The organism is Kitasatospora sp. NPDC059817 (assembly GCF_042731835.1).
Lineage (GTDB): Bacteria > Actinomycetota > Actinomycetes > Streptomycetales > Streptomycetaceae > Kitasatospora.
Window position 1 is genome coordinate 2,181 of the sequence record NZ_JBHWIR010000119.1, and the last position, 8,104, is coordinate 10,284.

General features: G+C 72.8%; 6 protein-coding genes. 3 read left to right on the plus strand and 3 right to left on the minus strand.

Annotation, left to right across the window (positions count from 1 at the left end; translation table 11 throughout):
• Positions 1-132: 132 nt before the first annotated feature.
• Positions 133-1,311, minus strand: coding sequence for a patatin-like phospholipase family protein (locus ACFV61_RS23695; protein ID WP_380493740.1), 1,179 nt, complete (start codon positions 1,309-1,311; stop codon positions 133-135).
• Between the two features lie 360 nt (positions 1,312-1,671).
• Here ACFV61_RS23695 and ACFV61_RS23700 point away from each other — a divergent pair, with 360 nt between their 5' ends.
• Positions 1,672-2,112 carry an Rv3235 family protein gene (locus ACFV61_RS23700; RefSeq protein WP_063349159.1) on the plus strand — a complete coding sequence of 147 codons (441 nt, stop codon included), beginning with the start codon at positions 1,672-1,674 and terminating at the stop codon, positions 2,110-2,112.
• Positions 2,113-2,252: 140 nt separating this feature from the next.
• Here the strand turns inward: ACFV61_RS23700 and secA are convergent, their stop codons facing one another.
• Positions 2,253-5,015: a preprotein translocase subunit SecA gene (secA, locus tag ACFV61_RS23705; protein WP_063349158.1), complete on the minus strand. Its 2,763-nt coding sequence runs from the start codon at positions 5,013-5,015 to the stop codon at positions 2,253-2,255.
• 242 nt (positions 5,016-5,257) lie between these two features.
• Between secA and ACFV61_RS23710 the strand changes: the two genes are divergently transcribed.
• Together ACFV61_RS23710 and ACFV61_RS23715 are read left to right on the plus strand one after the other, a co-directional pair.
• Positions 5,258-5,830, plus strand: a complete 573-nt coding sequence (locus ACFV61_RS23710) for a GNAT family N-acetyltransferase (protein ID WP_063349157.1) — start codon at positions 5,258-5,260, stop codon at positions 5,828-5,830.
• A gap of 56 nt (positions 5,831-5,886) precedes the next feature.
• Positions 5,887-7,110: a winged helix-turn-helix domain-containing protein gene (locus ACFV61_RS23715; RefSeq protein WP_380493742.1), complete on the plus strand. Its 1,224-nt coding sequence runs from the start codon at positions 5,887-5,889 to the stop codon at positions 7,108-7,110.
• 20 nt (positions 7,111-7,130) lie between these two features.
• Here ACFV61_RS23715 and ACFV61_RS23720 read toward each other — a convergent pair whose 3' ends face one another.
• Entirely contained in the window at positions 7,131-7,889 is a 759-nt protein-coding gene (locus tag ACFV61_RS23720; RefSeq protein WP_079135841.1) for a response regulator transcription factor, read from the minus strand.
• Between the last annotated feature and the right edge of the window lie 215 nt (positions 7,890-8,104).

An 8,104-nucleotide genomic window follows, 5' to 3' on the forward strand; every position in this document is an offset into this window, starting at 1 on the left:
CGCCGCCAGGCCGTTCAGGGTGGTGGGCACGTACACGCGCATCGGTGGCACTCTCCGGTTCGTCCAGCGGCACAGCTTCCAGCGCCCCAAGAATAAGCGCCGCCGGGCCGGGCGTGATCACCTCGGCCCGACTCAGCGGGCGGCCCGCAGGGCCTCGCCGCACGTGTGCAGGGCGCTCTCCAGCACCGCGTCGCGGCGGGCCGGGTCCATCATGTTCGGGCCCATCACGGCCAGGTCGGCCGGCGTCGGCGCGAGCAGCCGCACCCGTACGCCCTCGGCCCGCAGCAGCACGGCCTCGCGCAGCAGCTGCCGGGTGACGGCGCGGCGGTAGCGGCTGACCAGCTGGGCCAGCACGCCGCGCGGGCGGTCCCGGGCGCGCCACTCGCGCAGCGCGGCGAGGGAGCCCGCGAGCCCGCTGGTGCCGACTACCCCGCCGGCATCGGCGTCGGCACGGTCGGCACGGTCAGCGCGGTCGGCGCGGTCGGCGCGGTCGGCGCGGGGGCGCAGCCGCAGGGCCATCGGGGCGAGCACGTACACCTCGTCCAGGCCGCGGCCGAGCAGCAGGTCGGCGTTGGTGGCGGACCAGCAGCCGCCGTCCACGTACGCCGAGCCGTTCAGCCGCACCGGCGCGAACCAGCCGGGGATCGAGCAGGAGGCCATCACCGCGTCGGCGACCGCGACCGCCGGGGCGTCCGGGTCCCCGAAGACCACCCGGCGGCCGCTGCGGTAGTCCACGGCCGCCACCCGCAGCGCCGCCGCTCCGGCCCCGGCGTCGGCCTCGCCGTCGGCGCCCGGCGGCGGCCAGCCGCCCGGGCCGAGCAGGCCGCGCACCAGCTCGCCGACCGGGGCCAGCGAACCGCGGCCGGGCGGCGCCATCGCCGACACCATGGTCAGCAGCGGGTACTCGCGCGGGTGCCGGACGGCGTCCCGCAGCAGGCCGGGCGAGCCGATGCCGGCCCCGGGGCGGGGCGGCAGCGCGCCGCCGGCGGCCGTGTCGTAGTCGAAGTCCACCCCGGCCAGCGGGCCGTCGGTGATCGGCAGGCCGCGCTGGTGGTCGCGCAGTTGCTCGGTGCGGACCCCGCCGGCCAGCATCGCGCCGAGGATCGAGCCCGCCGAGGTGCCGAGCAGCACGTCCGCGCGGCCCGGCCGCCAGCCGGTGGCCTCCTCGACGGCGCAGAGCGCGCCGACCGTCCAGGCCGCGCCGAGCATCCCGCCGCCGCCCAGCACCAGGCCGCGCCGGGGTGCGTCCCCGGTCGGCGGGGCGGTGCCCGCGGCTGCCGGAGCCGGAACCGCCGCTACCCGTGTCGTCATCGCGACCGCCCGTCGTCGTGGGTGCGGTCGTGGCCGCCCGGCCCCGTCCCGCTCCGCGCGGTTCCCGATCAGGCTCCGATGGTGCGCGCCGACGGCCGGGCACCGCAACGGGGGCGGCGGTTCGGGCCACCCGGTCCGGCGCATCGAACCGTCCTCTTTCGGACCGTACGGCCCGCCCACGCACGTCAATCGGGCACCGCACGACCGCGCGCCGGGCCCGGCACCGCACTGATCGATTCACTCGGATAGGTGAACTTGTCGGTCACTCCAGGAGCAGCGGCAAAAGCCCTTGCCGCCCGACGCGGCGCACCGCTAGCAAGGACCCGTCCGCACCCGTACCACCTTGCCCAGGAGCCCGCCGTGACCGCACCGCTCACCGCCCGCCCGCACCGCCGGCCGCGCACGACCGCCGCCCACGACCCGGCCGGGCGCCGCCCGCGCCACCCCCGCGCCGCCTGCACCGGCCCGGGCGGCCACGACCCCCGGGCGCTGGCCTCCCGCTTCGCCCACCAGCTGGTCGAGGTGCTCACCGGCGCCCGGCCCTCCGGCCAGCTGATGCGGCACACCAGCCTGGACGGCTACGGGCAGCTCGCCTCCCTGGTCCGGGCCGGCGCGCTGCGCCGCGGCGGCGCCGCCGACCGGCCCCGGCTGGGCCCGGTGCACGACCGCTCGCCCTCGCCCGACGCGGTCGAGGCCTGCGTCCGGGTCGACCTCGGCCGGCGGCACCACATGGTGGCCTTCCGGCTGGAGCAACGCGGCCAGGCCGGGCAGTGGCAGTGCACCGCCGTGGAGGCCCGATGACCACGGCAGTCGCAGCGACCACGGCAGTCTCAGCGGCCAGGGCGGCCACAGCGGCCCCCACGACCGCGCGGCGGCCCGGGACGGCACAGGGCGCCGCCCCCGTCCGGGAGCGGCGCCCTGTGCGGCGTCCTGCGGCCTGCTCAGCCCTTGCGGCGGCGGCCCTTGGCCGACTTCGCGGCCTTGCGGCGCTCGGCGCGGGTCAGCCCGTCGCCCTCGTCCTCCGGCCCGAGGTCCTCGAAGTCGCCCTCGATGACACCGCCGCCGACCTCGTCCGAGGGGGCCGTGTAGTGCAGCCGCTGCGGCTTCGGGGCCTCCAGGCCCTTGGCCTTGATCTCCGGGCGGGCGGCGTCCTTCTCCAGCTTGTCGAGCAGCACCTCGGCGTCCGCGATCGGGACCTCCTCGACCTGCTGCTCGACCTGGACCTCCAGGTTGAACAGGTAGCCGACGGACTCCTCCTTGATGCCCTCCATCATCGCGGTGAACATGTCGAAGCCCTCGCGCTGGTACTCGATCAGCGGGTCGCGCTGCGCCATGGCCCGCAGGCCGATGCCCTCCTGGAGGTAGTCCATCTCGTAGAGGTGCTCGCGCCAGCGGCGGTCCAGCACCGACAGCACGACCCGGCGCTCCAGCTCACGCATGATCTCGGCGCCGAGCTGGTCCTCGCGGGCGCCGTACTGCGCCTGGATGTCCTCCTGGACGACCTTGACCAGGAACTCGGAGGTCATCGCGGCGGGGCCGCCGGCCTCCTCCTCCAGCTCCTCCAGGTCCAGGGTGACCGGGTAGAGCTGCTTGAGCGCGGTCCAGAGCTTCTCCAGGTCCCAGTCGTCCTCGAAGCCCTCGCCGGTGGCCGCCTTGACGTAGGCCTCGACGGTGTCGTCCATGAAGTGGCCGACCTGCTCCTGCAGGTCCTCGCCCTCCAGCACGCGGCGGCGCTCGCCGTAGATGACCTCGCGCTGGCGGTTCAGCACCTCGTCGTACTTGAGGACGTTCTTGCGGATCTCGAAGTTCTGCTGCTCGACCTGGGTCTGCGCGGAGGCGATCGCCCGGGTGACCATCTTGGACTCGATCGGCACGTCCTCGGGCACGTTGGCCATCGACAGCACGCGCTCGACCATGCCGGCCTTGAACAGGCGCATCAGGTCGTCGCCCAGCGACAGGTAGAAACGGGACTCGCCCGGGTCGCCCTGACGGCCGGAGCGGCCGCGCAGCTGGTTGTCGATCCGGCGGGACTCGTGCCGCTCGGTGCCCAGCACGTAGAGGCCGCCGGCCTCCTTGACCTCGTCCTGCTCCGCCTTGACCGAGGCCTTGGCCTTCTCCAGGGCGGCGGGGAACGCGGCCTCGTACTCCTCCGGGGTCTCGGTCGGGGTGAGCCCGCGCTGCGCCAGCTCGGCCGCCGCGAGGTGGTCGGAGTTGCCGCCGAGCATGATGTCGGTACCGCGGCCGGCCATGTTGGTGGCGACGGTCACGGCGCCCTTGCGGCCCGCCTGCGCGACGATCTGCGCCTCGCGCTCGTGGTGCTTGGCGTTCAGCACCTCGTGCGGGATGCCGCGCTTGCGCAGCTCCTGCGACAGGTACTCGGACTTCTCCACCGACACGGTGCCGACCAGCACCGGCTGGCCCTTCTCGTGCTTCTCGGCGATGTCCTCGACCACGGCGGCGAACTTGGCCGGCTCCGACTTGTAGATCAGGTCGGGCTGGTCGATGCGCAGCGGGTTCTTGTTCGTCGGGATCGGCACCACGCCGAGCTTGTAGATCTGGTGGAACTCGGCGGCCTCGGTGGTGCCGGTACCGGTCATGCCGGCGAGCTTGTCGTACAGGCGGAAGAAGTTCTGCAGGGTGATGGTGGCCAGCGTCTGGTTCTCGTTCTGGACCTCCACCCCCTCCTTCGCCTCGATCGCCTGGTGCATGCCCTCGTTGTAGCGGCGGCCGGCCAGGATGCGGCCGGTGTGCTCGTCGACGATCATGACCTCGCCGTTCATGACGACGTAGTCCTTGTCCGCCCGGTACAGCTCCTTCGCCTTGATGGCGTTGTTCAGGAAGCCGACCAGCGGGGTGTTCACCGACTCGTAGAGGTTGTCGATGCCGAGGTAGTCCTCGACCCGGGTGACGCCCTCCTCCAGGATGCCGACGGTGCGCTTCTTCTCGTCGACCTCGTAGTCGCGGTCGATCTTCAGGCGCAGCACCAGCTTGGCGAAGTCGGCGTACCACTTGGTCGCCTGGTCGGCCGGGCCGGAGATGATCAGCGGGGTGCGGGCCTCGTCGATGAGGATCGAGTCGACCTCGTCGACGACCGCGAAGTTGTGGCCGCGCTGGACGAGTTCGTCCTTCGACCAGGCCATGTTGTCGCGCAGGTAGTCGAAGCCGAACTCGTTGTTCGTGCCGTACGTGATGTCCATCGAGTACTGGTGCTTGCGCTCGGCGGGCGTCATGTTGCCGAGGATCACACCGACTTCGAGGCCGAGGAAGCGGTGCACCCGGCCCATCCACTCCGAGTCACGCTCGGCGAGGTAGTCGTTGACGGTGATCAGGTGGACGCCCTTGCCGGTGAGCGCGTTCAGGTACGCGGGCAGGGTGCCGACGAGGGTCTTGCCCTCACCGGTGCGCATCTCGGCCACGTACCCGTGGTGCAGGGCCGCACCACCCATGAGCTGAACGTCGTAGTGCCGCTGACCGAGCACCCGCTTGGCGGCCTCGCGCACCGTGGCGAACGCCTCGGGGAGGATGTCGTCCAGGGTCTCGCCGTCCGCGAGCCGCTGCTTGTACTCGTCGGTCAGCGCGCGCAGCTCGGCGTCGGTGAGGTTGACGAAGTCCTCTTCGATGGAGTTGACCTGGGCAGCAATCCGCTGCAGCTTGCGAAGGATCTTGCCTTCGCCGGCGCGCAGGATCTTGTCGAAGACGGACACTTGGGCGGGCTCCTTGCCTGTATTGGCACTGGACGACTGCACGGCGGGTTCACCCCACCGCACGGGCCATCGTATGCGAGGAGTCCAATGCCCCGGGAGGTGCGTCAGCACGGTATTCCCGTGTCACCCGCGCGAGCACTTGATCCGATAGCACCGTCCACCGGGACAAACCGGTCAGCGGATCGAGGGGTTGGCTCGATATTCGGATGCCCGAATTCCTCTTTCCACGGAATAATCCGCCCATGGAAGAGCCCCGCACCGTCACCCTCACCACCGACCGCCTCGTCCTGCGGGCCCCGCAGGAGTCGGACATCGACGCCGTCTTCGCCGCCTGCCAGGACGCCGAGATCCAGCGCTGGACGGTCGTCCCGAGCCCGTACCGGCGCGAGGACGCCGAGTACTTCGTCCGCGACCTCGCCGCGCACGGCTGGCGCACCGGCGAGAACCGGATCTGGTGCGTGTTCGAGCGCGGCTCCGACGTCCTGGTCGGCACCCAGGGCCTCGTGCTGCGCCACGGCGACCCGGGCTCCGCCGAGGTCGGCTGGTGGGCGACGAAGGAGTTCCGCGGCCGCGGCTACACGGTCGAGGCCGCCCGCGCGGTCGCCCGCCACGGCCTGGTCGAGCTCGGCCTGCGCCGCCTGGAGTGGCAGGCCTACGTGGGCAACGAGGGCTCCCGCGCGGTGGCCGAGAAGGTCGGCTACCGCTTCGAGGGCACCCTGCGCTCGTACGCCGAGCAGCGCGGCGCCTTCCACGACGCCTGGGTCGCCTCACTGCTCGCCTCGGACCTCCCGGACCTCCCGGACCTCCGTCCCTGACGTCCGCGCCGACGCACCCCGACCGGCTGTCGGTGCCCCGGACTACCCTCGCCGACATGACCGCCCTGCCTGCCGCCGGTTCCCCCGCCGGCCCGCCGCCCGTCACCGTCCTGAGCGCCGACGAAGCCCGCCGGATCGCCCTTCGCGCCCAGGGCCTGCTCGGCACGCCGGACCGCCGGGCCGGGGTGCGCGGGGTGCTGCGACACCTGGGCGCCGTCCAGCTGGACACCATCTCGGTGCTGGCCCGCTCGCACGAACTGGTGCCGTACGCCCGGCTCGGCGCGGTCGGCCGCCCGGCCGTCGAGGCGGCGTACTGGGGCGCGGGCACGAGCTTCGAGTACTGGTCGCACGCGGCCTGCATCCTGCCGGTCGAGGAGTGGCCGCTGTTCGCGTTCCGGCGCCGCCGCTACCGCGAGCGCGGCCACCTCTGGGGCCACCAGGTGACGCCCGAGACGTACCGGCACGTGCTCGACAAGCTGCGCGCCGAGGGGCCGTTGACCTCCACTGAGCTGGGCGGCGCCAAGAAGACCGCCGAGTGGTGGGACTGGTCGGACACCAAGATCGCGGTGGAGCGGGCGCTGGCCTTCGGCGACGTGGTCTGCACCGAGCGCCGGAGCTGGAAGCGCGTCTACGCACTGGCCGAACAGGCCATCCCCGAGGCCCTGTTCGGGCAGGACCGCACCGACCGGGAGTGCGTGCGCACCCTGGTCGCCCAGGCCGGGGCCGCGCTCGGCGTGGCCACCCGGGCCGACCTGCTGGACTACCACCGGCTGCGCGCCGAGGAGCTGGACCCGGTCCTCGCGGACTGCGGGCTCGTCCCGGTCGAGGTGGCCGGCTGGGGCCCGGACGGCGCCGCGGCGGCGGCCTGGGCCGATCCGGCCGCACTGGCCACCGCCCCGCGCGGGCGCCACCGCACCACGCTGCTCTCGCCGTTCGACTCGCTGATCTGGGACCGCGCACGCACCGAGCGGATCTTCGGCATGACGCACCGGCTGGAGGCCTACACGCCCAAGCACAAGCGGGTGCACGGTTACTTCGCGATGCCGCTGCTGGCCGGCGGCCGGCTGGTGGCCCGGGTCGACCCGGGCCGGGAGGGGCGCACCCTGGTGGCCCGTCAGGTCTCACTGGCCAGCGACCGGGGGCACGGCGCCCGGCACGTCGAGGCGCTGGCGGCGGCCCTGCGCGAGGCGGCCGCCTGGGTGGGCTGCGACGACGTCCGGGTCGAGGCCCTGCCGGACGAGCGGCTGCGCCCGGCCCTCGAGAAACTCCTCGCGAGCTAGGGCTTGGGGCGCAGCCACGGTCACCCTATTTCAAGGATCTTCTCGCGCATCGCGTACACCACGGCCTCCATCCTGGAGTGCAGTTGGAGCTTCTCCAGGATGTTGCGCACGTGGTTCTTCACGGTGTTCTCGCTGATGAACAGCTCCTTGGCGATCTCCCGGTTGTTCATCCCGGTCGCCACCAGCTTGAGCACCTCCAACTCCCGGTCGGTGAGCCGGGGTGCGGGCACCAGGTCCCGGTCGTCGGAGCGGCGCTGGATCATCGACTTGAACTCGGTGAGCAGCTTGGACGCCATCGACGGGCTGATCTGGGACTGCCCGTCGGCGACCGCGCGGATCGCGGTGGCGACCTCGTCGGTGGAGATCTCCTTCAGCAGGTAGCCGGTGGCTCCCGCCTTGATCGCCTCGTAGAGGTCGGCCTCCTCGTCGCTTATCGTCAACATGATGATCTTGGTGCTGGGTGCCACGTCCTTGATCGCGGTGCAGGCCTCGATCCCGCTGCGGCGCGGCATCCGGACGTCCATCAGGATGATGTCCGGCAGCAGGTCGGCAGCCTTCAGCACGGCCTCGGCGCCGTCGCCGGCCTCGCCGACGACCTTGATGTCCGGCTCCTCCGCGAGCACGATCTCCAGCCCCCTGCGGAACAACGCGTGGTCGTCCACCACCAGCACGCGGATCGGCTCACCCCGGTGCGGCGCGTACGCGGGTTCCTCCTCCGGTCCCGGTGACAGTCCGGTGACCGGCCCCGTAGCGGGCCCCAGCCCGAAGTGATCCCCCATCCGCTCCTCCCCCTTCGCGGGTCGTCGTGCGCCAATCATTCCACGCCGCGCGGCCGTTGCGGTCACCCTCCGACGCCGCCGTTCCGCATCGGGTGACCTCCCGGGCCGGCCCTCGACTCCCGCTCCAGCCGCCCTGCCCCGAAACGCCGGTGACCCCGGCGGGCGCCGCCGCCCGGGGGACCCCGCCCGGGATGGAGTAGGAGGGTCAGTCCTGG